Annotated in this window: 20 protein-coding genes; 13 read left to right on the plus strand and 7 right to left on the minus strand. The window is 71.6% G+C overall.

All coding sequences use genetic code 11. The features are described 5' to 3' along the window. Window positions 1-24 precede the first annotated feature (24 nt). The 3 genes from EV386_RS16595 to EV386_RS16605 all read left to right on the plus strand — a co-directional run bounded on the left by EV386_RS16595 (window position 25) and on the right by EV386_RS16605 (window position 4,481). A complete protein-coding gene (locus EV386_RS16595) occupies window positions 25-1,710 on the plus strand; it encodes an ABC transporter substrate-binding protein (RefSeq protein ID WP_130416395.1) in 1,686 nt (561 codons plus the stop codon). A 150-nt stretch (window positions 1,711-1,860) separates the two neighbouring features. Beyond that, window positions 1,861-3,390 (plus strand): GH39 family glycosyl hydrolase, encoded by a 1,530-nt coding sequence (locus tag EV386_RS16600; protein WP_130416396.1) that lies wholly within the window; start codon window positions 1,861-1,863, stop codon window positions 3,388-3,390. 116 nt (window positions 3,391-3,506) lie between these two features. Next, window positions 3,507-4,481 carry a LacI family DNA-binding transcriptional regulator gene (locus EV386_RS16605; RefSeq protein WP_130416397.1) on the plus strand — a complete coding sequence of 325 codons (975 nt, stop codon included), beginning with the start codon at window positions 3,507-3,509 and terminating at the stop codon, window positions 4,479-4,481. Here the strand turns inward: EV386_RS16605 and EV386_RS16610 are convergent, their stop codons facing one another. After that, window positions 4,482-5,618, minus strand: a complete 1,137-nt coding sequence (locus EV386_RS16610; protein ID WP_130416398.1) for a M24 family metallopeptidase — start codon at window positions 5,616-5,618, stop codon at window positions 4,482-4,484. Continuing rightward, window positions 5,615-6,973, minus strand: a complete 1,359-nt coding sequence (locus EV386_RS16615) for an MFS transporter (RefSeq protein ID WP_130416399.1) — start codon at window positions 6,971-6,973, stop codon at window positions 5,615-5,617. The genes EV386_RS16610 and EV386_RS16615 overlap by 4 nt, the downstream gene beginning before the upstream one ends. Before the next feature lie 198 nt (window positions 6,974-7,171). Here EV386_RS16615 and EV386_RS16620 point away from each other — a divergent pair, with 198 nt between their 5' ends. From EV386_RS16620 to EV386_RS16645, 6 genes are all read left to right on the plus strand, one after another. Further along, the gene (locus EV386_RS16620; protein WP_130416400.1) at window positions 7,172-8,101 is read left to right on the plus strand and encodes a sugar phosphate isomerase/epimerase family protein; all 930 of its coding nucleotides are present in this window, start codon (window positions 7,172-7,174) and stop codon (window positions 8,099-8,101) included. A 59-nt stretch (window positions 8,102-8,160) separates the two neighbouring features. Continuing rightward, window positions 8,161-9,900 carry a dihydroxyacetone kinase family protein gene (locus EV386_RS16625; protein ID WP_130416401.1) on the plus strand — a complete coding sequence of 580 codons (1,740 nt, stop codon included), beginning with the start codon at window positions 8,161-8,163 and terminating at the stop codon, window positions 9,898-9,900. Then, window positions 9,900-10,394 carry a ribose-5-phosphate isomerase gene (locus tag EV386_RS16630; RefSeq protein WP_130416402.1) on the plus strand — a complete coding sequence of 165 codons (495 nt, stop codon included), beginning with the start codon at window positions 9,900-9,902 and terminating at the stop codon, window positions 10,392-10,394. Before EV386_RS16625 ends, EV386_RS16630 begins: the two co-directional genes overlap by 1 nt. Further along, window positions 10,391-11,155 carry a triose-phosphate isomerase family protein gene (locus EV386_RS16635; protein ID WP_130416403.1) on the plus strand — a complete coding sequence of 255 codons (765 nt, stop codon included), beginning with the start codon at window positions 10,391-10,393 and terminating at the stop codon, window positions 11,153-11,155. The genes EV386_RS16630 and EV386_RS16635 overlap by 4 nt, the downstream gene beginning before the upstream one ends. Then, window positions 11,152-12,144 (plus strand): 3-hydroxyacyl-CoA dehydrogenase family protein, encoded by a 993-nt coding sequence (locus EV386_RS16640; RefSeq protein WP_130416404.1) that lies wholly within the window; start codon window positions 11,152-11,154, stop codon window positions 12,142-12,144. The genes EV386_RS16635 and EV386_RS16640 overlap by 4 nt, the downstream gene beginning before the upstream one ends. Window positions 12,145-12,205: 61 nt before the next feature. Further along, window positions 12,206-13,549, plus strand: coding sequence for an MFS transporter (locus tag EV386_RS16645; RefSeq protein ID WP_165399981.1), 1,344 nt, complete (start codon window positions 12,206-12,208; stop codon window positions 13,547-13,549). A gap of 89 nt (window positions 13,550-13,638) precedes the next feature. Here the strand turns inward: EV386_RS16645 and EV386_RS16650 are convergent, their stop codons facing one another. The 3 genes from EV386_RS16650 to EV386_RS16660 all read right to left on the minus strand — a co-directional run bounded on the left by EV386_RS16650 (window position 13,639) and on the right by EV386_RS16660 (window position 16,328). Further along, on the minus strand, window positions 13,639-14,328 hold the full coding sequence (locus EV386_RS16650; RefSeq protein ID WP_278025456.1) for a GntR family transcriptional regulator: 690 nt from the start codon (window positions 14,326-14,328) through the stop codon (window positions 13,639-13,641). Between the two features lie 61 nt (window positions 14,329-14,389). Beyond that, a complete protein-coding gene (locus tag EV386_RS16655) occupies window positions 14,390-15,589 on the minus strand; it encodes a glycosyltransferase (RefSeq protein ID WP_207216558.1) in 1,200 nt (399 codons plus the stop codon). A gap of 67 nt (window positions 15,590-15,656) precedes the next feature. Further along, on the minus strand, window positions 15,657-16,328 hold the full coding sequence (locus EV386_RS16660; RefSeq protein ID WP_130416407.1) for a uridine kinase family protein: 672 nt from the start codon (window positions 16,326-16,328) through the stop codon (window positions 15,657-15,659). Between the two features lie 129 nt (window positions 16,329-16,457). On the opposite strand from EV386_RS16660, the gene EV386_RS16665 reads away from it, so the two are divergent. The 4 genes from EV386_RS16665 to EV386_RS16680 all read left to right on the plus strand — a co-directional run bounded on the left by EV386_RS16665 (window position 16,458) and on the right by EV386_RS16680 (window position 21,622). Further along, window positions 16,458-17,156: a FadR/GntR family transcriptional regulator gene (locus EV386_RS16665; protein WP_130416408.1), complete on the plus strand. Its 699-nt coding sequence runs from the start codon at window positions 16,458-16,460 to the stop codon at window positions 17,154-17,156. Between the two features lie 95 nt (window positions 17,157-17,251). Next, window positions 17,252-19,516 carry an LLM class flavin-dependent oxidoreductase gene (locus EV386_RS16670; protein ID WP_130416409.1) on the plus strand — a complete coding sequence of 755 codons (2,265 nt, stop codon included), beginning with the start codon at window positions 17,252-17,254 and terminating at the stop codon, window positions 19,514-19,516. Window positions 19,517-19,604: 88 nt separating this feature from the next. After that, window positions 19,605-20,666, plus strand: a complete 1,062-nt coding sequence (locus tag EV386_RS16675; protein ID WP_130416410.1) for an aldo/keto reductase — start codon at window positions 19,605-19,607, stop codon at window positions 20,664-20,666. A 17-nt stretch (window positions 20,667-20,683) separates the two neighbouring features. Further along, window positions 20,684-21,622, plus strand: a complete 939-nt coding sequence (locus EV386_RS16680; protein WP_130416411.1) for a PfkB family carbohydrate kinase — start codon at window positions 20,684-20,686, stop codon at window positions 21,620-21,622. Window positions 21,623-21,718: 96 nt separating this feature from the next. On the opposite strand, the gene EV386_RS16685 is transcribed toward EV386_RS16680, so the two are convergent. Both EV386_RS16685 and EV386_RS16690 read right to left on the minus strand, forming a co-directional pair. Beyond that, complete coding sequence (locus EV386_RS16685; RefSeq protein ID WP_242608118.1) at window positions 21,719-22,171, minus strand: tRNA (cytidine(34)-2'-O)-methyltransferase; 453 nt, start codon at window positions 22,169-22,171, stop codon at window positions 21,719-21,721. 149 nt (window positions 22,172-22,320) lie between these two features. Beyond that, window positions 22,321-23,343 carry a DUF808 domain-containing protein gene (locus tag EV386_RS16690; protein WP_130416413.1) on the minus strand — a complete coding sequence of 341 codons (1,023 nt, stop codon included), beginning with the start codon at window positions 23,341-23,343 and terminating at the stop codon, window positions 22,321-22,323. Window positions 23,344-23,412 lie beyond the last annotated feature (69 nt).

Consider the following 23,412-nt stretch of genomic DNA (forward strand, 5'->3'; position numbering starts at 1 on the left):
ACGACGTTCCAACGAAGGAGAACCATGAGAAAGATCCGCAGGGGCTCGGCAGCTCTGGCGTCGGTCGCCACGCTCGCCCTCGCCCTGACTGCCTGCTCCTCGGGCGGCGACGACAACGCGTCGCCGAACGAGACTGGGGGCACGTCCGAGGCCACCATCGACGACGCCCACTCCGTGGGCGCGATGGACGACTTCGCGGCGGGCACGACGTTCAAGGCGACCGAGCCGGTCGACTTCTCGCTCATGTACCGCGACCACCCGAACTACCCGGTGAAGGACGACTGGTCGATCCTCCAGCACCTGGACTCCGACCACAACGTCACCTTCACGCGCACCGACGTGCCGCTGGCCGACTGGGACAACAAGAAGTCGCTGCTCATCGGCTCGGGTGACTTCCCCGAGATCGTCCCGGTCACCTACGCCGGCCAGGAGACGCAGTTCGTCGCCTCGGGCGCGCTGCTGCCCGTGTCGGACTACCTGCAGTACATGCCGAACTTCGAGCAGAAGGTCAAGGACTGGGGCATCCAGGCCGAGCTCGACACCCACAAGCAGGAGGACGGCAAGCTCTACATCCTGCCCGGCCTGCGCGAGGTGCCGGACGTCCAGTACTCCGTCCTCATCAACGAGGAGATGTGGGAGAAGGCGGGCATCACCGAGGACCCGGCCACGTGGGACGACTTCGCCGAGGACCTCAAGAAGGTCAAGGACGCGAACCCGGAGATCAAGTACGCGTTCTCCGACCGCTGGAACCAGACGCCCTCCCCGCTCGGCGCCTTCCTGCAGATGACCGCCCCGAACTTTAAGACCGAGGCGGGCTGGGACCAGGCCGCGATGACGTTCGACCAGGACGCCAAGAAGTTCGAGGTCGCGGGCACGTCGGCCAACTACAAGGACCTGGTGACCTACGTCTCCGGGCTCGTGAGCGACGGGACGCTCGACCCGGAGATCACGCAGACCGACGACCAGGCGATCCAGAAGTTCATCACCGGCCAGTCGGCGACCATCTCCGGCAACACGCAGTACTCCACCGACATTGGCGCCAAGCTCGCCGACGCCGGCAAGTCCGACCTCAAGATGCGTCTGCTCACGCTGCCCGCCGGCCCGAAGGGCGACAACCTGCGCGGCTCGCAGCTGACCTCGGGCGTCATGATCTCGGCCAAGGCCAAGGACGACCCGCACTTCAAGGCGCTGCTGCAGTACATCGACTGGCAGTACTTCAGTGACGAGGGCCTCGAGTTCGCCCAGTGGGGCGTCGAGGGCGAGACCTTCCAGAAGGGCTCCGACGGCGCCCGCACGCTGCTGCCCGGCATCGACTGGAACGGCATCAACCCGGACGCCGGCGACAACCCGAAGCTGCTGAACACCGACTTCGGCTACTCCAACGGCGTGTTCATGCTCGCCAACGGATCGACGCGTGACCTGGTCCAGTCGGTCATGGCTCAGGACACCAAGGACTGGGTCAACTCGATCCTCGACCGCAAGACCCTGCTGCCGGTCAAGCCGTCGGCCGGCCTCAACGAGGCCGAGCTCGAGCAGACGTCGCTGCTCGAGACCCAGGTGAAGGACGCCGTCAACACCGCGACGGCCGAGTTCATCACCGGCAAGAAGTCGCTGAGCGACTGGGACGCCTACGTCGCGCAGATCGACGGACTGGGCGGCTCGCAGCTCACCGAGCTCTACAACACCGCCTACCAGCGGTCGCAGGGCTGAACGACCCCACGCCGCCGCCCGTCAGCCTCGCTGGCGGGCGGCGGCGCCGCGTGGAGGCCCCGCTCCCGCGGCAGTCGTGGGGCGAGACCCGCGCGGTTCGCCCCATTCGCCCCGTTCCACCCGAGCCACGACAATCCTGGAGCGCCTCCCGTGAGCAGCGTCATCGTTCCCTCTCAGCCGATCGGCGCCCTGAGCGACGCCTGGCGCAAGGTCGTCGGGACCGGCGAGTTCGTCCTCGGCCTGCGTCGCGACTATCTCGACTCGTTGGCGGTGGTGCAGGCGGAGATCGGGTTTGGCCATCTTCGGGGTCATGGGATCTTCCATGACTGGATGGGGTTGGTGCGTCAGTACGACGCGGCGGGTCATGTGGGCACGCGCTATGTGTGGACGTATCTGGATCAGATCGTGGACGCGTATCTGGAGGTCGGGATCAAGCCGTTCCTCGAGCTGGGGTTCATGCCCCAGGCGTTGGCCTCGGGCGATGAGACGGTGTTCTGGTGGCGGGGGAACATCACCCCGCCGCGCGACTACGCCGAGTGGGGCGCGTTGGTGCGCGCCACGCTGCGGCACCTGATCGACCGGTACGGGCTGGCCGAGGTGCGCACCTGGCCGATCGAGGTGTGGAACGAGCCGTCGTTGAAGGAGTTTTGGCAGGGCGCCTCGAAGTCGGAGTACTTCCGCCTGTATGACCAGACCGCGTTCGCGGTCAAAGACGTCGACGCGGACCTGCGGGTGGGGGGCCCGGCCACCTCCCCGGAGTCGGACGACTGGTACCTGCCGTTCGCCGAGCATGTGGCCGCCTCGGGCGCCCCGGTCGACTTCTTCTCCTTCCACGCCTACGCGACCGGCCCGGCCCAGCACGTCCCGTTCGGGGTGTACCAGACCCTGCGCCACCCCTCGACGCTGCTGGAGCAGTTCGCCCGCCCCCGCACTCTCCTGACGGGCACCGCGCTCGAGCGCCTGCCGATGCACGTGACCGAGTTCAACACCAGCTATCGGCCCGACAACCCGGTCCACGACACCGCCTACAACGCCGCCTACCTCGCCCCGACCCTGGTCGGCGGCGGCGACCTCGTCGACTCCTTCGCCTACTGGACCTTCTCGGACATGTTCGAGGAGCAGGGCGTGCCCGCCTCGATCTTCCACGGCGGGTTCGGGCTGCTGACCCACCGCCAGATCAAGAAGCCCACCTTCCACCTGTACGCGTTCATGGCCGCCATGGGCCCCGACATCCTGGCCCGCGGCCACGACCACCTCGTCACCCGCGACCACAACGGCCGCGTCGCCATCCTGGCCTGGCAGCCCGTGGGCGGCACCGACGACCCCGCCGAGCCCGACCACCACCACCTGTCCCTGTCCGTGCCCGTGGCCCACCCCGACGGCACGGTCCCGGCCACCGCCTACGCCCACCGCTCACGCGTCAACGACGAGTCGGGCAACGCGTTCACCGCCTGGCAGCACATGGGCCGCCCCGCCACCCCGACCTCACGCCAGCTCGACGACCTGCACGCCGCGGCCGAGCCCACCATCACCCACCAGTCCCTCCCCCTGGACCCGACCACCGGCCGCGCCGAGATCACCCTCACCCTCGCCCGCCACGAGATCACCCTCCTCCAACTCACCCCGGTCCACGACGAGACCCCGCCATGGCTCGACGACGCCCGCATCCTGGGCCGCTGACCGCCCCGCGACGACAAACTGCCGCAGGGACGGCGTCGCGCCCGCGCGGGGGAGTGCGCCGTCCCGCTCGGGGCCGATAGGCTCGCGCGATCTCACCTGCTGAGGAGCTGTTTGACGTGGTCACGGTTCGCGACGTCGCCCGTGTGGCGGGCGTCTCCATCTCGACGGTCTCACGCGCGCTCTCGGCCCCCGAGAAGGTGGCCGCGCAGACCCGCGACCGCATCACCGCCATCGCCGACGACCTGGGCTACCAGCCCAACCGCGCCGCGGCGGGCCTGCGCGCGGGCCGCACCGGCGCCGTCGGCCTGCTGGTGCCCGACCTCGCCAACCCGTACTTCGCCGCCGTCGCCAAGGGAGCCGCCGCGGGCGCGCGCGCCCACGGGCTCGGGGTGTTCGTCGTCGACTCCGAGGAGGACCTGCGCCTGGAGGTCGACCTGCTGCGCAGCCTCGCCGCACAGACCGACGGCGTCATCCTGGCCTCGCCGCGCGCGCTCGACGCCGATCGCCCGGCCGCGGGCGGCAAGCCCGTCGTCGTCGTCAACCAGGAGGGCCCGCTGGCCGTCGGCGTCGACAACGCGGGCGGTGTGAGCCTCGCGCTCGAACACCTGCGGGCGCTCGGGCATCGGCGGATCGCATACGTCGGCGGACCGGCGGTGTCCTGGTCGGACGCGCAACGGCGTGCCGCGCTCGCCACGGCCGCCGGGACCGGCGTCGAGGTCGTCGCGCTCGGCGCCCACAGCCCCACCGTCGACGGCGGCGCCGCGGCCGCCGCCTCGGTCATCGCCTCGCACGCCACCGCGGCGATCACCTTCAACGACGTCGTCGCGGTCGGCCTGGTGCGCGCCGTGCGCGCGCGTGGGCTGCGCGTGCCCGAGGATCTGTCGGTCCTCGGGTTCGACGACACGTTCCTGGCTCCGCTCGTGACGCCCGCGCTGACGAGCGTCGGCGCCGACCTGCGCGAGATCGGACGCCGCGCCGTCGACCTGCTCGTGGGCCGGCTCGCCGCCGGGACCACCGAGGGGCCGACGAGGCGCCTGCTGCTGCCGGCCACGCTCGCGGTGCGCGAGTCGACGGCGCGCCCCCGCGCGTAGTCACAGTTCGAGGGGGAAGTCGCTCATCACCTCGCCGGCGTCAGGGCCGACGTAGATCATCCACTCAAGGCGTACTCCGCCAACGGCAGGGTCATAGGCGCCCGGTTCGAGCAGGATGACCATGCCCTCCTCCAGAGGGACGTCGACCCCCGGCGCGATCGTCGGGAACTCATGGCTGGCGGCGCCGACGCTGTGTCCGGTGTGGTGGGGATAGGAATGGCCCTCTCGGGCGAGCGCCGAGCGTACGACCTCGTCCAGCGCGTGCGCTGTGATCCCCGGGCGGATCGCCGCGATGCCGGCGTCGAGTGCGCGCGTGACGGCGGCGTGCATCGAACGCAGCGGGCGTTGTGCCTCGCCGAGGACGAACGTGGAGGCGCTGTCGCCCCAGTAGCCGTCCAGGCGGGGAGCCAGATCGGTGATGATCGGGTCGCTCTCCCTCAGGACCCGATCGGTTGCCCAGCCCACGATTCCCGCGGTGCGCTCAGATCCGGAGAGGAAGTCACCCGTCACCTCGCACCGGTGCCCGAGGGCGCTGTCCCACACGGCGCGAAGGTCGGAGAACACCTCGAGCTCAGTGCGCCCAGCGCGAGCGGCGCGACGCGCCTCGCGCTGAGCCGCCGATGTCAGCAGGGCACAGTTCCGCAGCGCCTCCATCTCCGCGGCGGTCTTGACCTTCCGCGCCGCCCAGATCGCGTCGGTGCCGTCGACAAGCGTGTGGCCACGGGCGCGCAGCAAGTCGGCCACGGCGCCTGTCAGCGACCCGGTCTCGACCAAGACGCCGCCTCTTCCGCTCGGCGCCACGGTCTGAACCACGGTGCGGACGGCCTGGACATACCGACTGATGGGCGTGACGGTTCCGAGAGTGTCGTCGCCATACTCGACGACGTGGTCGGCGCGCGAGGCGTAGGCCGCACTCGCGCGCATTCGGGGGATGATGAGCCACGTCGCTCCGTCGGGGGTGACGACGGCGATGTCCGGCCCACCAGCCACGAATGGGACCCCGAGTTCCTGCGGGACGAGCAGTCCGGTTGCGTAGAAGACGGAGTCGTACCCGCTGAGCACAGCAAACCGCGCACCCGAAGCGCGCAGCGCGGCGGCGATCCTGCTCGTGCGCTCGTCGAGGAGTGCGGCGGTCATCGGACACCCACCCGACCCGTCACGGCACGGCGAACAGGGTTGGTCTCCGGGGCGAACGCGCGCAGCACGATGATCAGAAGCGAGAAGCCGACCATGATGCCGTACACGATGTAGTAGGCGCCGGCGTTCGCGAATCCGCCGTTGCGCTCGAGCACCTGAGACGCCAGAAGTGACCCAGCGACGCCGCCCAGCCACAGGGCAGTGAACACGACGCCGAGAACGGACCCGGTGCGGCGCCCGCCGATGTCCGACGCCGTCGAGAACAGCACCGGGAAGACGGCGTTGAGCGTGACCCCGTAGAGCAGTTGGACGGCGACGATCCCGAACAGGCTCGTCGAGACGGGCAACAACACGAACACCAACGCCTGGATCGCTCCAGCGAAGAGGATGAACCACTTGCGCCCGATGGCGTCGGTGAGCGTCGGCCACAGGTACTGGAAGAACGCGCCGGTGATGCCCCACAGGACGCTCAGTGAGGCGACCGTCGCGAAACTGTAGCCGCCGACGAACTTGAGGTACTGCGGGTAGCTCGACTGGAACACGTTCTGCATCGCCTGGAACAGGAGCGCACACGCAGCCACGATGAGCACGGACCGATTGCGGAGCACCTCGAGGCAACTGCGCACGGTGACCTTGTCGTGGGTCTCGGCCACCGACGGGGTCAGGCCCCGAGCGAGGGTCTCGCGGGTCACCGTCTCGAAGTTGTGCCTCCGGGACAGGAACCAGTACCAGACTGCGAACGGCAGCGTCGCCAGCCCGATGAGGTAGGCGTAGCGCCAGGAGTCCTCCCCGAAGGTCGACAGGACCCATGACGTGAAGAACCCGCCCAGCATCGCGCCAATGGGGTACCCGGTGTGATGGAGTCCGACCGCAAAGCCCCGGTGCTCGCGCGGCCACCACTCGACGGTCGCGACGACGCCGATCGCCTCACTCGCGGTTGTTCCGAGGGCGATTCCGGCTAGGAGGAGAAAGAGGCCCAGCAGGGTGTCGGTCAGTCCCGGAACCGCGACGAGCGCGGCGAGGATCGAGTAGACGATCATGACGGGGAACCACACCGTGCGACGCCGCCAACCGTTGCCCAGGCGGTCGCTGAGGATCGTCAGCGGGAGGTCGAAGACAACCCGCATGCCGAGGTAGCCCGCGATGAGCCAGCCCCATGCCGCGGGCGAGAGGTGGAACTCCTCGATGATCAGCGCGCCGAGGTTGTACAGCATCGTGAACGTCACGACGTTGAGCGCCCACGTGATCCATGTGTTGAGCAGCGTCAGCCAACTCAGCCGTGAGGCGCCGCGCGGGACGAGCCGGACTCTCGGCCTGGAGCGGGGTGGGGCGGCCTGGTCGAGCGAGGTGTTCACGGTCTCTCCTTCGTGACCTGTGGCGGTGCGTTCATGCCGACGGTGGTCAGCCGCACGCGGGCGTCAGTGCCTAGATCCTGGATCCTATAGGGATTGCTGCCGCTGTCAACGGTTTCGCCGACGACCGGGACGCGCTTGACCGAAGACCCGACATGGTGTTTCCTATAGGAAATACGAACTCGGATCGACGGAGATCACATGCGCACCGCTCAGACCTGGCCCATCGCGGCCAACATGTTGTCGTTCGGCTCTCGGGCCGCGGACGGCACCCCCAATCTGCTGGCCCCGGCAGAGTCATGGGTCGCCCAGCTCGCGCAGGTGGCGGACCTCGGGTTCACCGAGGTCGACCCCACAGATGCATGGCTGTCGATCGGGGAGTTGCCCGAGGCCCGCTTCGCCGAGCTGCTCGTCGTCCTCAAGGAGGTCGGGCTCACGGTTCCTTCGGTCTCGACGACTCGGCGCAGCGTCGTCGACGTCGCTCGGGGCGACGACTACTTGCGATGGGGACACGCGATCGTCGACCGGGCTCCTGCGCTCGGGGCGGAGGTCGTGAACTTCGGGTTCATGCAGGCCCTGACCCCCGCGCAGGAGCGGGCGCTCTGGTTCTGGCTCGCCGATGGCCACCATGACGATCTCTACGACAACGAGACGCGCGACCTGGCGGTGCGGCGTATCCGCGAGTTGGCCGACCACGCCGCCCAGGTCGGCGTGCAGATCAGCCTCGAGATGTACGAGGACACGTATATCGGCACCCCTGACCTGGCTGTTCAATTCCTCGCCGACGTCGACCGGGAGAACGTCGGGCTCAACCCGGACCTCGGGAACTTGGTCCGCCTCCACCGCCCTGTCGAGGACATTCCGACGATGTTCGAGAAGGTCCTGCCGTACACGAACTTCTGGCACATCAAGAACTACACGCGTGACGAGGACCCGATCGCGGGCACGTACGCCACGTTCCCGACGCCGCTCGTGCAGGGGGTAGTCAACTACCGCGCCGTGATCCGCCGAGCGCTCGATTTTGGTTTCGAAGGCGTCTTCGTCTGCGAGCACTACGGTTCTGACAGCCTCGGCGTCGCGGCGATCAACCGCGACTACATCCGCGAGGTGCTGCGCGGCGCTGGCCGCTGACGGCCCCGCGTCGACGGCGCCCGCGCCCGTCCCCATTCGACTGAACAAAGGTGTAGGTCATGACGTATGTCCACAATCGACCCGAGGACTTTGCGCGGGAGGCCCTTAGTGGCCTGGTGAAGGCGCACCCCGGGCGTCTGCGATCCGTTCCGGGCGGTGTCGCCCGCGCGGACGGGACGCGACCTGGCAAGGTCGCCGTCGTCGTCGGAGGCGGCTGCGGGCACTACCCCGCGTTCGCCGGTCTGGTCGGCGACGGGGTCGCCGACGCCGCGGTGTGTGGGGAGATCTTCGCCTCGCCGTCCACCCGACAGGTGATCGACGTGTGCCGCGCGGCCGACGCCGGCGCCGGCATTTGGCTCGCGTTCGGCAACTACGCCGGCGACGTGCTGAACTTTGGCGCGGCCGCGAGCAGATTGCGCGCCCAAGGGATCGACGTCGTCGTCCAGGCGGTGACCGACGATGTGGCGTCCGCGCCCACGGAGCGGGTGACCGAGCGTCGAGGAGTGGCCGGCGACCTCGTCGTCTTCAAGATCGCGGGCGCGGCCGCCGAGGCTGGCGCCGACCTGGCGGAGGTCTCGCGCCTCGCCGCGCTAGCCAACGAGCGCACGCGATCGTTCGGCGTGGCGTTCGACGGTTGCACGCTTCCTGGGCGCAGCCATCCGCTGTTCTCACTGCCCGACGCAACGGTCGGTTGGGGGCTCGGCATCCACGGCGAGCCGGGCATCGGTGACGAGCCGCTGCCGAGTGCCGCTGACCTGGCCGACGAACTCGTCGAACGCGTGCTCGCCGAACGCCCGGCCGGCGCCGAGCGTGCCACCGCCGTGCTGAACGGTCTCGGCACGGTCAAGTACGAGGAGCTCTTTGTCCTGTGGGACCAGGTGACGGACCTCCTCGCCACGAGCGGCGTCACCCTCATCGCGCCGCTGGTCGGTGAGTATGTGACGAGCCTCGACATGGCAGGGTGCTCGCTGACGGTGACGTGGCTCGACGACGAACTCGAGCCCCTGTGGCTCGCACCCGCCGATACCCCCGCGTTCCATCACGGGTCGTGGCGGCCCGCGCCCGTGGCGCCGGCTCCGCAGGTCGCAGCCGAGCCTGAACCAGTGCTGACCTTGGCCCGGACACCCGAAGCGCGTGACGCGGCCGCGACGGTCCTGCACGCCATCGAACGCGCGCAGGCGGTGCTGCACGAGGCCGCGCCGCGACTTGGCGAGCTCGACGCAGTGGCAGGCGACGGTGATCACGGGATCGGTATGTGCCGAGGAGTGGATGCCGCGGTAGACGCCGCGCGCACCGCCGTCGGGTTCGACGCAGACGCCCCCTCGGTGCTCAGGCGGGCGGCCGACGCGTGGGCTGACCGCGCGGGTGGCACGTCAGGCGCACTGTGGGGGATCGGACTGCTTGCCGTCGCCGAGCACCTCCCGCCCGAACGGACTGCTGGCGTGGCGCACGTCGTGGCCGGCGCCCGCGCTGCGCTCGACCAGGTCGCCGAGGTCGGTGGAGCGCGCCCTGGGGACAAGACGCTGGTCGATGCTCTGAACCCGGCGGTCGACGCCCTCGAGGCCGCGGTCGGCACCGGTGCGAGCCTGGCAGACGCGTGGGCAAGCGCTGTGCGGGCGGCCGAGCACGGCGCGCGGCGGACTGCGGACATCGTGGCGAGGCGTGGCCGCTCCCGTGTGCTCGCAGACAAGAGCCTCGGTACGCCTGATCCCGGAGCGACTTCTCTGGCCCTTCTCCTGCGGGAGGTCGGCTTGACCCTCGCAGCGACCGTTCCTGACGAGACGAAGGTGGGTGCGTGATGGCTGGCCTGCGCATTGTTGTCGGTGCTGACGACGCTGGATACGACTACAAGGAGATCCTGAAGAGGGATCTGGGAGCCGACGATCGGGTGGCGTCTGTGACCGACGTCGGCGTCGGGGGCGACGAGCACACCCACTATCCGTATGTCGGTGCGGCCGCCGCCCGCATGGTGGCCTCCGGTGAGGCCGACAGGGCCCTGCTGATCTGCGGGACAGGGCTCGGCGTCGCGATCGCAGCCAACAAGGTGCCTGGCGTCCGCGCCGTGACGGCCCACGACTCGTTCTCTGTCGAGCGTGCGGTGCTCTCCAACGACGCCCAAGTGCTGTGCATGGGTCAGCGCGTGGTCGGGGTTGAGCTGGCGCGCCGCCTGGTGCGCGAGTGGCTGGGGTACAGGTTCGACCCAGCCTCGCCTTCGGCCCCGAAGGTCGCGGCGATCGGCGAGGTGGAGGCGGGGGCCGACATCCTGCCTGAACCGGTCGGGGCGTGCGGGTGACCACGCCCCTCGTCGCAGTCTCGCTCAAGGCCTACCTGGGCGCCGCGCAGACACGCGTCTGGCTGGGCGGTGTGCGAGCACTCGCCGACGCCGGTCGCGTCCCCGCAGACGTCGAGCTGGCGGTGCTGCCCAGCATGCCGTTGCTTCCCGCGGCCGTGGAGCTGCTCAGCGGAACACACGTGGCGTGGGGCGCCCAGGACGTGGCTCCTGGCTCCGGCGGCGCTCAGACCGGCGCTGTCACCGCCGCGCTCCTGGCCGAACTCGGCTGCCGTTTTGCCGCGGTTGGGCACGCCGAGCGGCGCAGCCTGTTCCGAGAGACGGACGCCGATGTGCGTGCCAAGGTCGCCAGGCTGAAGGCAGACGCGCTCACACCGATTGTGTGCGTGGGTGAGGTCGAACGCATCGGCGCACGCGCGGCCGCGGTGGCCGCCTCCGACCAGCTCGCAGCGGCCCTCGCGGGGACAGAGGCGGGCGAGGTTGTTGTGGCGTACGAACCCGTCTGGGCCATCGGGGCGCCACAGCCTGCTGGCGGCGATCACGTCGCCGCCGTCGCGCACGCTGTGCGCGAACGTATGCAGGACCTGGGCTGGCGGGGTCGCGTGCTCTATGGCGGCGCTGCCGGCCCGGGCACGCTCGGGGCGCTCGGCGCCAGTGTCGACGGACTCTTCCTCGGCCGCTTCGCGCACGACCTCGGCGCTCTCGCCGAGGTGCTGGACGAAGCCCGGACGGCGGCGCCACGCGCCGTCGGCGCCGGGGCATGATCACGGATCACCACAAGGAAGGAAGACCATTGGTCACCACCATCACGAGCGTTGCGGTCGTCGGCGCCGGTTATATGGGCGGCGGCATCGCGCAGTCGCTCGCGCTCGCCGGACTCCCCGTCACGATCGCCGACGTCTCTGCTGACGCCACGTCCGCAGCCTACGAACGCCTACTCATCGAGGCGCGCGATTTCGAAGACGCCGGCCTGTTCGATGTCGGAGCCGCCGAGAAGATCAGAGCGAACCTGCGCACGGCGTCCTCGATCGAGGAGGCCGTCGCAGACGTCGACTTTGTCGAGGAGGCAGTCTTCGAGTCTGTCGAGGTGAAGCACGAGGTGCTCTCCCGCATCTCGGCGGCGGCTCGGCCCGAGGCGATCATCGGCTCCAACACGTCGACCATCCCGGCCCGAGTCCTTGGAACAGTCGTCAAGCACCCCGAGCGGTTCCTCACGGTGCACTTCTCCAACCCGGCTCCGTTCATTCCGGGCGTGGAGTTGGTGCTGGGGGAGCACACCGACGAGGCCATCGTGCCGGTCGTCAAGGAACTCCTCACGACGGCCGGTCGGCAGGCGGCGCTCGTTGCGGACGTCCCGGGGTTCGTGCTCAACCGCCTCCAGTACGTGCTGCTCAAGGAGGCGATGTCAATCGCCGAGGAGGGCATCGCCTCGCCCGAGGACATCGACACAGTCGTGCGCACCACGTTCGGGTTCCGTCTCGGGTTCTTCGGCCCGTTCGCCATCGCCGACCAGGCGGGGCTCGACGTCTACGCGAGCGGATTTCGCACGTTTGAGGAGGCATTCGGGGAACGTCTGGCGACGCCACAACTCGTGCAGGACGCTGTGGCGTCGGACCGCCGTGGCGTGAAGAACGGCAAGGGACTGTTGCGCGATTACACGCCCGAGGAGGTTAAGGCGCTGGTCGCCCACCGCAACAGGGCGTACAGCGAGATGGGCCGCCTCGTGCGCTCTCTCGGCTCCACCCCGGCCTGAGTCCGGGCAGCAGCACCCAACCAGCGCGCCGGCCAGGCGCCGAAGACGAAGGAGTCTTGGAGTGGTCACCGTCCACGAGGCAGACATTGTCAAGCGCGTCACGCGCAAACTGCTACCGCTGCTCGTCGTCCTGTACACCGTCGCCTACGTCGATCGGTCCGCCGTCGGATTCGCCCAGCTCCACATGGGCGCCGACCGCGGCATTGGCGATGCGGCCTTCGGGCTCGGTGCAGGTTTGTTCTTCATCGCGTACTTCCTGTTTGAGGTGCCGAGCAACGTCCTCATGCAGAGGTTTGGGCCGCGCATGTGGTTTGTGAGGATTCTCGTGACGTGGGGCGCCATCACGATGCTCATGGCGCTCACACAGGGGCCCGGGACCTTCTACGTCCTGCGCTTCCTCCTGGGCGTTGCCGAGGCCGGGTTCTATCCCGGAGTGATCTTCTACCTCACGACGTGGTTCCCCCACCGTCACCGCACGAAGGCCACCGGCATCTTTGTGATCTCGGCGCCGTTGGCCTTCCTGCTGATGTCTCCGCTCGCCGGATGGCTGCTCGAAGTCGAAGGGCTCGGGATGGTCGGCTGGCAGTGGCTTTTCCTCGTCGTCGGGGCCACGGCTGTGCTTATGGCGCTGCCGACTTGGCGGTATCTGCCCGAGGGGCCCCGGTCGGTGAAGTGGCTCTCGCGAGCCGAGGCCGACTGGATCGAGGGCGAGTTGGCGCGTGACAAGGTCGAGCGTGGCCAGGAGGACGGCAAGAACCCGCTGCGAACTCTCGTGGACAAGCGCGTGTTGACGTTCGCACTTCTGTTCTTCCCCTCGACGGTGGGTGTCTACGGCCTCTCCTTCTGGCTGCCCCAGGTGGTCGACAGGTTCTCGGGGTCGACGCTGAACACCGGGCTGTTGACCGACGTGCCCTACGTTTTCGCCCTCGTGGGTGTGCTCGTCACGTCGCGCTGGGCTGCCAAGAGGTTCCGCGACAACTGGGTGCCGCTTGCGGTGCTGTTCGTCGGCGCCGGAGTCGGCATGGGCGCGAGCGCCTTCTTCACGACCCCGGCCCTGCAACTTGCGGCGCTCTCGCTCGCGGCGTTCTGCGTCTACTCGATCGCTGGTGTGTTCTGGGCGCTGCCCAGCGGCGTGCTCGCGGGCGCGACGGCGGCGGTGGCCATCGCCGCGATCAACTCGTTCGGCAATCTCGGCGGGTTCATCGGCCCCTATGTCGTGGGCGTGTTCACGCAGGCATCTGGGAGCACCGCCGCGGGGATGTACTTCCTGATGGCCGTGCTGTGGCTCGGCGCGCTCGGGACCGTCATCGCGCGCCGCGCGATCGCCCGCCTACAGCGATCTGTCGTCGCTTCCCGTGACGATGCGGACGAGGTCGTGGTGACCGTGGGCACGAGCGCCGCCTGACCGGCGACAGAGGCAGCGCGTGAGGCCGCACCCCAGGCCCGGGGTGCGGCCTCACGCGCATGCTCAGGGAGCGTGAGGCGGTGAGGCCCTCAGGCGTCGTGCCGCTCCGCGAGCGAGCGACTCTTGACAGCCTCGATATGCGCTCGCATCAGATCTCGCGCTCGGTCACTGTCACCGTCACGGAGCGCGACGAGGACCGCGCGGTGTTCTGCCACCGCCTGGTCGCGGTCGGTCACCCCGACGCCGGAGAACTGGCGGAACCGCTGGATCAGGCCGCCGAGAGCCTGATAGGCGGCCAGCAGGTATGGGTTGTCCGCAGCCTCCGCGATGAGTTGATGGAACCGTTCGTCCGCGGCCCAGTAGTCGCGAAACTCCTGGTAGGTGGGCCCAGTGCGGACGGTCTCAAGCAGAGTCACTGCCTCGTCGAGTTCGGCGAGGAACTGCCCGGTGCCGCGCTGTCCCGCGTGCCACGCGCTCACCGGTTCGATGGCGATCCGCGCGTCCATCAGGTCGGCCAACTCCTTGTCGGTGGGCGACGGCGCCACCGAGTAGCCGCGTAGTGCCACCCGGCGGACCATGCCTGTCGACTCAAGTCGTGCCAGCGCCTCGCGCACGGGTGTCGGTGAGACGTCGAGCTGCCGTGCGATCCCGTCGATGTTCAGACTGCTGCCCGCCGCGAGGCTCCCGTCGAGCAGCATTGCCAAGAGCTCGTCGAAGACGTGGTCCGCGAGCAGCCTGCGCCGCAGCGGTGCGCCAGTGGATCGGGAGGTTGCGGGCACCTCGCGAGTCTATCGGGGTGCGGCATGGGCGCCGTGCCGCTGACCTGCGCAGGCCGCGCCGTCAGACCCGGGCGAGCGAGGCGGCGCGGTCCAGCACGGACGAGTACCCCGACAGCATCCGCACGTGGCTGAACCGCGGGCGGACCCTGCTCAGCGCGGGGCGCAGCTCGGCGCGGCAGGCCGCCGCCTGGATCCAGGCCTCGGCGATCTCGACGGGGTCGAAGCCGGTCACGAAGCCGATGCCCTCGACGATGCGCGCCGAGTCCCCGACGGGCGTGGTCACGGGGATCGCGCCGCACATGGCGCCCTCGATGAGGCACAGCGGCGCGGCCTCGCCGAACACCGACGTCAGCGCGACGACGTCGGACGCCGCGAAGACGCGCTCCATGTCGGTGCGCACCCCGAGCGGATGCACCCGTGCGAGCAGGTCGGGGTGGTCGCCGAACGCGAGGTCGAGTTCGGCCACGAGGTCGGGGTTGGCGCTCGACATGCCCGCGCCGCACATCAGCACGTGCCCCGACGGATCGCGGTCGAGGAACTGGCGGGCGGCGGCGATGAACAGGCCCGGGTTCTTCATGGTGTCGAAGCGTGCGGCGAACACGACGACGGTCGCGTCGGCGCCGATGCCCTCGGCGCCGCGCAGCGCGAGGCGGCGCGCGCCCGAGACCGGGCGGAACCGCGCGAGGTTGATGCCGTTGGGCACCACGCGCAGCAGCGACGCGGGCACGCCCGCGGCGCGGTAGGCGTCGCGCGTCGACTCGGCGCAGCAGACCACGGCGGCGAGGCGGCCGGCGCCGGCCGCGACGAGCAGGTCGTCGAGCGCGGGGCCTTGGTGCTCGGGGTCCGAGCGGTGCAGACACGCGACGACGGGCCGGTCGAGGCGGGCGAGCTGGTTGACCAGGCGCAGCGGCTGCTCCTTGAGCGACATGACCACGTCGCTCGCCCGGACCTCGGCCGCCGCGCGCTCCAGCTCGGCGGCGGTGAACACCGACGGGTCGAGGCCGTCGTCGGTGGCTCGGCCCAGCGTGCTCACGCGCACGCCCGCGGCCAGCAGCCTCTGGTAGCGCTGGTCGTCGGCCATGCGCTGCAACGTCGCCTCGCGCCGCACCTCGGCGTGGATGCTCAGCGCCGCATGGCGCTGGCGCCCGCTGGTGTGCAGCCCGGCGACGACCGTCGTGTGCAGCTGGCGGGCGCCGCCGGCGAAGAAGCCCTCGTACAGGGAGAGCACGCGCAGTGCGCGCGGGGACTGGCTCAGGGTCACGGGGATCACCTCCTGCCGCCAGCGTCAGGGCTGTCGATGAGGCGAGCGTGTCGTCCGCGTTAACTTTCTATGACGTTTTGGGGGAAGCGTTGGGGGATTCTTGACCGGCCAAAGCGCGAATCGTGCGCTCGGCCTCCGCGGGCGTCGCCACTCGGCATCCCAGAGCCACCCATCCGTCCACGAGTCGCGGCTCGGAGCGCATGAGGCTCCACCCCCGGCGCAGCAGGGTGGGCAGCGGCTTGCGCGCCTCCGCGACGTCGCGCAGCAGGCGGAACCAGAAGGTCACCCAGGCCGGGCGGCGCAGGCAGATGGCGTCGGCCAGGATGCCCTCGGCCCCGCATGCCGCGACCAGCTGGGCGGCGAAGATCCCCTCGGCGATCACGACGCGGGCGCCGGCGGCGTCGACGACCGTGGACCCGGTGCGCGCGTTGCTCGGGATGTCGTACACGGGGATCTCGGCCCGGCCCGTGGTGGCCAGCGCGCGCAGCGCCTCAAGCGCGCCGTCGCCGTCCCAGGTGCGCGGGTCGTCCCAGTCGACGACGCCGTACCGCTGGGGAAGGTCCGGGTGGTCGCCGTCGAGGTAGAAGTCGTCGAGGGTGACGACGGGCAGGCCCAGGCGCCGGGTCAGCGCCGTCTTGCCCGACCCCGAGGCCCCCGTCAGCAGCACCACGCGCAGCAGCGGACGGCGGGCGCCGTCGGGCACGTCGAAGAGGGCGTCAGGTTCGTGGGCGCTCGTCACGGTCGACCATTGTCCCCTGACGCGGCGCGTCAGGTGGAACCGCGGCTCAAGGTCGCGCCGCGCGGTCCTGTTGGTCGAAATGCGACGTGTCCGCCGTGTGTGGTCCGTCCACAGGCCTAGACTGAGGGGATGCGTACCCATGAACGAGTTCTGGCTCAGATCGAGGAGAACCTCCGCACGGGCGCGTGGGCACTCGGGGAGCGTCTGCCGGGCGAACGCGCCCTGGCCGAGCAGATGGGCGTCTCGCGCCCGTCGGTCCGCGAGGCCGTGCGAGTCCTGGAGGCCATGGGCATCGTCCGCACCGCCGTGGGCTCGGGCCCCGAGGCCGGGGCGACCGTCGTCGACCGCCCCGCCGCGGGCCTCGGCTCGGCGGTCCGCCTGCACATCGCCTCGGGCACGCTGCCCGTGCGCGACGTCGTCGCGACGCGCGCGGCGCTCGAGACGTGGGCGGTCGGGCAGGCCGCGGCGCGATTCGCGCCCGAGACCGACCTCGCCGAGGCGCACCGCCTGCTCGACGAGATGGATCTGCCGGGCCTGTCGCCCACCGAGTTCGTGCACCTTGACCAGCAGTTCCACCTGGGTCTGGTGCAACTCGGCGGCAACCAGCTCGTCGAGGCGATCCTGGGCGGTCTGCGCACCGCGGTCGGCGACTATGTGACCGTCGGCGCCGAGCGTCTGCCCTCGTGGACGACCACGTGCGGGCGGCTATGCGGTGAGCACCGGTCGATCCTCGACGCCGTCACGAGCGGTGACGCGGGGCTCGCCGAGAAGCTCGCGCACGACCACATCTGGGGCTTCTACGAAGAGGCGGGCCTCGCCTCCGAGTAGCCGCGCGCGTCCGCCGCGCGGCGGACGCGGTGTGAGGTTCGCCGGCGTCGGCGCTGGGCGGAACAAACGTTTCCGTCCCGCCGGTTGACGCCCCTATGACGGACTACGGCCACGACCTGGCCTTCGGCAGCTTCATCACGCCGACCAACGCCGACCCCCAGGCGCCCGTGCGCCTCGCCCGCCTGAGCGAGGACTCCGGGCTCGACCTGGTCACCTTCCAGGACCACCCGTATCAGCCCGCGTTCCTGGACACCTGGACCCTGCTGACATGGGTCGCCGCGGCGACCGAACGGGTGACCGTCGCGGGCAACGTGCTCAACCTCCCGCTGCGCCCGCCCGCGGTGCTGGCCCGCGCGGCCGCGTCCCTCGACCTGCTCAGCGGCGGGCGCGTCGCCCTCGGCGTCGGCGCCGGCGGCTTCTGGGACGCCATCGAGGCGATGGGCGCCACGCGCCTGACGCCCGGCGAGTCGGTCGACGCGCTGAGCGAGGCGATCGACGTCATGCGCGGCATCTGGGACGTCGGGCAGCGGCGCGCGCTGCGCGTCGAGGGCGTCCACCACCGCGTCGTCGGCGCCAAGCGCGGCCCCGCCCCCGCGCACGACATCCCGCTGTGGGTCGGCGCCTACAAGCCGCGCATGCTGCGCCTGCTGGCGGCCAAGGCTGACGGCTGGCTGCCCTCGGCGCCCTACCTGAAGGACGGCGACCTCACGCGCGGCAACACCGTCATCGACGAGGCCGCGCTCGCCTCCGGACGCGAGCCGGCCGAGATCCGCCGCCTGCTCAACCTCGGCTCCCCGAGCGGGAGCACCGCCGCATGGGTCGAGGAGCTCGTGCGGCTCGCGATCGACGACGGCGTGGGCACGTTCATGGTCATGGGCGACGACCCCGACCTGATCCGCCGCTTCGGGCAGGAGGTCGCGCCCGCCGTGCGCGAGGCCGTCGCGGCCGAGCGCGCCTCGCGCGGCACGACGCCGGCCGTCGCACGCCGCGGCGCCAACGCGATCGCGCTGCGACGCGAGCACATCGCCTACCACGACGTGCCGCGCTCGTTACAGGACCGCGCGGTCGAGCCCGGCGACCGCGCCTACGAGGGCGTGCGGCACAACTACCTGCGCGCCGGATCGCCCGGCCTGGTGCTGCGCCCCCGCGACGCCGACGAGGTCGCGCAGGCGCTCGCGTTCGCCCGCGCCCAGCGCCTGCCCGACGGCGGCGCCGTGCCGCTCGGCGTGCGCTCGGGCGGGCACGGCATCAGCGGCCGGTCGACCAACGACGGCGGCGTCGTCGTCGACCTGGGCGCCCTCGACGGGATCGAGGTGCTCGACGCCGCGACCCGCCGCGTGCGCGTGGGCGCCGGCGCCACCTGGGGCGCCGTGGCCGCCGCGCTCGCCCCGCACGGGTGGGCGATCACCTCGGGCGACTTCGGCGGCGTCGGCGTCGGCGGGCTGGCGACCACCGCGGGCATCGGGCTGCTGGGCCGCTCGCAGGGCCTGACGATCGACCACGTCGTGGCCGCCGACGTCGTGACGGCCGATGGGCGACAGGTGCGCGCCTCGGCGCACGAGAACCCCGAGCTGTTCTGGGGGCTGCGCGGCGCGGGCGCCAACCTCGGCGTCGTGACGTCGTTCGAGCTGGAGGCGGGCGCGCTGGGCGACGTCGTCTACTCGCAGATGACGCTCGACGCCTCCGACACCGCGGGCCTGCTCGAGCGGTGGGCCACGACCGTCGAGCAGGCGCCGCGTGAGCTCACGTCGTTCCTCATCCTGTCGCCGCCCCGGCGCGGTCAGTCACCCGTGGCGCAGCTCATGACGGTCTGGGCGGGCGACGACACCGACGCCGCCGTCGGGCAGCTGGAGGCGCTCGCGGACGCCGGGCCGCTACTGGGCCACCAGGCCTACCTGCTGCCCTACAGCGGCGTGGTGCAGCCCGTCGAGCGCCACCACGCGGGCGGCGGCGACCCAGCCGTGCGCTCGACGCTCGTGACGCACCTCGACGACCGCGTGGCGCGGGACTTCGAGAAGGTCGCCTGGTCGGGCGAGGCGTACTTCCTGCAGGTGCGCGCGACCGGGGGCGCCACCAACGACGTCGACCCCGACGCCACCGCCTACGCCCACCGCAGGCAGAACTTCCTGCTCACGGCCATGTCCGGGTCGCAGGAACGGCTCGACCCGCTGTGGGACGAGCAGATGGGGCCGCACGCCGACGGGCTGTACCTGTCGTTCGACACCGACACCCGGCCCGAGCGGCTGGCCGACGCGTTCCCCGGGCGCACGCTCGATCGCCTGCGCGCGCTCAAGCGCGACTGGGACCCGGACTGCGTGTTCCGCAGCAACTTCCCGATCCCGCCGGCGCCGCCCGCCTGACGCGACCAGGGCGGGCGCGTGGCGCTGTTCGCCGCGCCCCGCCCGGCCTGGCGAGGTCCCCCACCCGGGAAGGTGAGAGCCTGAGCGCATGCCCATCGCACCCCGGTACCTCGCCGACGAGGCCCGCTACGCGTCCATGACCTACCGCCGCACCGGCCGCTCGGGTCTCGACCTGCCCGCGCTCTCGCTCGGCCTGTGGCACAACTTCGGCGACACCACCCCGTTCGCGACCCAGCGCGACGTCGCCCGCCGGGCGTTCGACCTGGGGATCACGCACTTCGACCTCGCCAACAACTACGGCCCGCCCTACGGGGCGGCCGAGGAGAACTTCGGGCGCATCCTCGCCAAGGACCTGCGCCCCTACCGCGACGAGCTCGTCATCTCGACCAAGGCCGGCTACGACATGCTGCCCGGCCCCTACGGCGACCACGGCTCGCGCAAGTACCTGCTGTCCTCGCTCGACGCGTCACTCGAGCGCATGGGCCTGGAGTACGTCGACGTCTTCTACCACCACCGCCCCGACCCGGCCACGCCGCTCGAGGAGACCATGGGGGCGCTCGCCGCGGCCGTGCACGCGGGCAAGGCGCAGTACGTGGGCGTGTCGAACTACTCGCCGTCGCGCACCCGCGAGGCCGCGGCCCTCCTCGACGACCTGGGCGCGCCGCTGCTCATCCACCAGCCCAGCTACTCGATGTTCAACCGTCACGTCGAGAACCCCGCGCACGTGGACGCCTACGACGGGCAGCAGTCCGAGTCGCTGCTCGACGTCGTCGAGGACCTGGGCGTGGGCTCCATCGTGTTCTCGCCGCTGCAGCAGGGGTTGCTGACCGGGCGCTACCTGTCGGGCTCGGCGCCCGCGGGGTCGCGCGCGGCCCGCCCCGACTCGCCGTTCCTGTCGGCCTCGAACCTGTCGGACACCTACCTGGAGCGGGCGCGGGCGCTCGACGCCGTCGCGCGCGGGCGCGGGCAGACGCTCGCGCAGCTCGCCGTGGCGTGGGTGCTGCGCGACCCGCGCGTCACCTCCGCGCTGGTCGGCGCGTCGAGCGTCGCCCAGTTGGAGGACACCGTCGGGGCGCTCGCGGCGCCGGCGCTGAGCGAGCAGGAGATCGCGGCGATCGAGCCCTACGCCGTCGACGGCACGGGCCGCTGACGGCGGCGGGAGTGAGCATGGCGGTGTGCTGGTTCGTCGGGCTGACCACGCTCGACGTCGTCCACCGCGCCGATGCGCCGCCCGCGCGCAACCAGAAGGTCACCGCGACGCGGCAGGACGTCGCCGCCGGTGGGCCCGCCGCCAACGCCGCCGTGACCGCCGCCGCGCTGGGCGGGCGCGCGGTGCTGGTCAGCGCGCTGGGCGCCGGGCCGGTGGCCGTCGCGGCGGGCGCCGACCTGCGCGAGCACGGCGTCGAGGTGTTCGACGTCGCCGGCGCCGGGTTCGCGCTCGCCGTCTCGGCCGTGCTGGTCGACGACGCCACGGGGGAGCGGTCGGTCGTCTCGCCCGACGGGGCGCTGGCCCGCGCGCCGGCCCCGGCGCCGGGGGAGCTCGACGCGCTGCCCCACCCCGACGTCGTGCTGCTCGACGGGCACCACCCCGCGCTCGCGCGCGCCGTGCTCGCCTGGATCGCGACGGCGTCGCCCCGTCCGCGCGTGGTGCTCGACGGCGGGCGGTGGCGGCCCGTGTTCGCCGACCTGCTGCCGGTGGCCGACGTCGCGGCGCTGAGCGACGACTTCCGCGTCCCGCCGGACGCGGGTGGGGCGGGCGCCGGCGAGGCCGGCGCCGCGGAGTTGGGCGACGACCCCCTCGCCGCGGCGCTCGCGCTCGGGGCGCGCGCCGTCGTCGTCACGCACGGCGCCGACCCCGTCGAGTGGCGCACGGCGGCCGGCGCGGCCGGGACCGTGGCGGCGCCCCGCGTCGAGGCGCGCGACACGCTCGGCGCCGGCGACGCGTTCCACGGCGCCCTGACGGCCGCGCTCGCCCACGGCGCCGCGCTCCCCGCCGCCGTCGCACAGGCGGCGGGTGTGGCGAGCGCCCGTGTCGCCCACGTCGGCCCACGGGCCTGGCTCACCCACCTCCCACAGCCCCCACAGCTCCCGCTCCCACAGCCCTGAACTCGGCAGTTCGTCGTCGACTCGTGCGCTCGGGCTGCCGCGCCGACGACGAACTGCCGCGCCGAGGGCGCGCCGGGAGGGCAGGAGGGGTGGGGCTCAGGCGCCGGGGAAGCCCAGTTGGCGCCAGGCCTCGTAGGTGGCGATCGAGGCGGCGTTGGTCAGGTTGAGGGAGCGGCGGCCGGGGAGCATCGGCAGCACCACGCGTTGGGTCACCCTCGGGTGGGCGAGGACCTCCTCGGGCAGGCCCGTCGGCTCCGGGCCGAACAGCAGCACGTCGCCGGGCTGGTAGGCAACCTCGGTGTACGGCGTCGTCGCCCCGACCTCGAACGCGAACACGCGCGCCCTGGGCAGGGCGTCCATCGCGGCCTGGAAGTGGGGGTGCACGTCCAGGACGGCGAGGTCGTGGTAGTCGAGCCCCGCCCGGCGCAGCTTGGACTCCTCCAGGTCGAAGCCGAGCGGCTCGACCAGGTGCAGGCGGGCGCCGGTGACCGCGGCGAGGCGGATCGCCGAGCCCGTGTTGCCCGCGATGCGGGGCTCGAAGTAGACCAGGTGCGCGAACGGGGCCGACGGCGCGGCGGGCGCGAAGGCGTGCGGGTTGCCGGCCGGGGCCGGGCGCTCGGGCGTGGTGGGCTCGGGCGCGGTGGGCCCGGGCGCCGCGGGCTCGGGCGCGGTGGGCCCGGCCTGGTCGGTCGGCGCGCTCACGCGGCCGCGCCGCCCTCGTCGTGCCCGCCGTCGTGCCCGCCCTCGTGCCCCGCGGCGGGCGCGGCGTGCGTGCGGCCGAAGGGCAGCGCGTGCACGATCGCGAGCACCACGGCGCCTACGGCCAGGCCGACGACGGCCGAGCACAGCGTCTCGAACAGCCACCCGAGCGCGCCGCCCACCCCCGCGACGCCGTCGGCGATGGCGTGTTCGACGTGGCGGATCGCGTCGAACGGGGCCGTCCAGCCGAGCTCGTGCGCGCCGTTGAGCAGGATGTGCCCGCCGACCCAGAGCATCGCGACGGTGCCGACCGCGGCGATGACGCCCAGGATCCGGGGCATGCCGACGACCAGCGCGCGGCCGAACGCCTGCACGCCGCGGCCCCGCCGTCGGGACAGGGCCAGGCCGATGTCGTCCATCTTCACGATGAGGCCGACGACGCCGTACACACCCACCGTGATGACGAGCGCGACCACCACCAGGATGATCAGGCGGTCCCAGAACGTCTCGTGTGCGACCTCGTTGAGCGAGATGACCATGATCTCGGCCGACAGGATGAGGTCGGTGCGCACGGCGCCCGAGATCAGGGTGCGCTCGGCGCTGGCGCCCTGGACGGTGACGGGCGCCGAGGAGTCGACGGCGCCGGGCTCGTGGGCAGCCTCGTGCCCGCGCACGCGCTCCCAGATCTTCTCGGCGCCCTCGTAGGACAGGTACAGGCCGCCGAGCATGAGGATGGGCGCGAGCGCCCACGGGGCGACCCACGACAGCAGCAGCGCGACCGGCAGGATGATCAGCAGCTTGTTGCGGATCGAGCCGAGCGCGATGCGCTTGACGATCGGCAGTTCTCGGTCGGGCGTGACGCCGGTGACGAACTGCGGCGTCACCGCGGTGTCGTCGATGACGACGCCGGCGGCCTTGGCGGTGGCCTTGCCCGCGGCGGCCGTCACGTCGTCGAGCGACGCGGCGGCCGCCTTCGCGATGGCGGCGACGTCGTCGAGCAGGCCGAGCAGCCCGGCGCTCACCGGGCGGACCTGAGGGCGGAGGAGTCGACCATGCGCGCAGCGACCATGCGCGCAACTCTAAGCGGCGCC

This window comes from Xylanimonas ulmi (assembly GCF_004216535.1).
Lineage (GTDB): Bacteria > Actinomycetota > Actinomycetes > Actinomycetales > Cellulomonadaceae > Xylanimonas > Xylanimonas ulmi.

What these genes read in the sequence shown, in the direction of transcription:
- EV386_RS16595 (WP_130416395.1), top strand. Translation starts at nt 25, where the DNA reads ATGAGAAAGATCCGCAGGGGCTCGGCAGCTCTGGCGTCGGTCGCCACG.
- EV386_RS16610 (WP_130416398.1), bottom strand. Translation starts at nt 5,618, where the DNA reads ATGACCGCCGCACTCCTCGACGAGCGCACGAGCAGGATCGCCGCCGCG.
- EV386_RS16620 (WP_130416400.1), top strand. Translation starts at nt 7,172, where the DNA reads ATGCGCACCGCTCAGACCTGGCCCATCGCGGCCAACATGTTGTCGTTC.
- EV386_RS16625 (WP_130416401.1), top strand. Translation starts at nt 8,161, where the DNA reads ATGACGTATGTCCACAATCGACCCGAGGACTTTGCGCGGGAGGCCCTT.
- EV386_RS16630 (WP_130416402.1), top strand. Translation starts at nt 9,900, where the DNA reads ATGGCTGGCCTGCGCATTGTTGTCGGTGCTGACGACGCTGGATACGAC.
- EV386_RS16640 (WP_130416404.1), top strand. Translation starts at nt 11,152, where the DNA reads ATGATCACGGATCACCACAAGGAAGGAAGACCATTGGTCACCACCATC.
- EV386_RS16665 (WP_130416408.1), top strand. Translation starts at nt 16,458, where the DNA reads ATGCGTACCCATGAACGAGTTCTGGCTCAGATCGAGGAGAACCTCCGC.
- EV386_RS16670 (WP_130416409.1), top strand. Translation starts at nt 17,252, where the DNA reads ATGACGGACTACGGCCACGACCTGGCCTTCGGCAGCTTCATCACGCCG.
- EV386_RS16675 (WP_130416410.1), top strand. Translation starts at nt 19,605, where the DNA reads ATGCCCATCGCACCCCGGTACCTCGCCGACGAGGCCCGCTACGCGTCC.
- EV386_RS16680 (WP_130416411.1), top strand. Translation starts at nt 20,684, where the DNA reads ATGGCGGTGTGCTGGTTCGTCGGGCTGACCACGCTCGACGTCGTCCAC.